Here is a 776-nt window from a genome sequence, read left to right as displayed (position 1 = left end):
CGTCCAATGTCACCCGAAAGAGGGCGGTCGCATTTTCACTACATCGACGACCCCGCCAACCACTCAATGCAGTTTTGACCAAAGCATGGCGGCACGATGGTGCCGCGTGGCAACGTTCGGAACTCGGAGCCTCGGGCAGCACCATTGACCTAATAGCGGAGGTACAGGAAGAGACGAAAGAGTGCACGGCGCCACCCGAAAACACGAACAGGTCCGATCCCGCTGCGTGCAGTGAGATTATCAGCAATCATTTTCTCTGGTAATGTAAGGGATCAGCTTTCGCTGCCGCTCTAATGACAGCTTTGGGTCAACAGGCGACATTCGAAAAAGATGGGAACCCGCAACTGAGGCAGGCCTTACTGCTCTGGTTCAAAGCGTTCTATGAAGCGGTCGGCTTGCCAAAGCTCAATGGCGTGGCCATCAAGGGCGACCTTTCGAGCCGCCGCGCCTCTTTCTCGTCAGAGGCGGATATCGACCCGATTGATAATGTAGCCGTCCGGCCCGATAACATGGGCCCGGTATTCTTCCATCAAACGCTCTATCGTTGATCCGCCTGAACCTGCTGCCCTAACGTTAAATGGGCCTGATGACCCGGTGTCCCAGAGAAGCCCGCTGGCTGGTCATCCGGTCCGGAGGCCTCAAGAAGGGGAGCGCGGGAGCCGGACCACCGCACAGGCGGCGCGTGTAACCGCCCGCTGGACGGCTGGGTTTTGGCTATTAGTATATGTGCGGGAAAACGAGGGGAAGCCAATGGTGTTCAAGAGATTTCGACGGGC

At 57.3% G+C, this 776-nt stretch carries 1 protein-coding gene; it reads left to right on the top strand.

From position 1 onward, the window contains the following. Positions 1-293 precede the first annotated feature (293 nt). Positions 294-548, top strand: coding sequence for a hypothetical protein (locus GWE18_RS41940; protein WP_275191309.1), 255 nt, complete (start codon positions 294-296; stop codon positions 546-548). Positions 549-776 lie beyond the last annotated feature (228 nt).

This window comes from Bradyrhizobium sp. CSA112 (assembly GCF_029051645.1).
Taxonomy (GTDB): Bacteria; Pseudomonadota; Alphaproteobacteria; order Rhizobiales; family Xanthobacteraceae; genus Bradyrhizobium.
The sequence above is the reverse complement of the archived record's forward strand: the minus strand, read 5'-3'. Positions and strand labels throughout refer to the sequence as shown.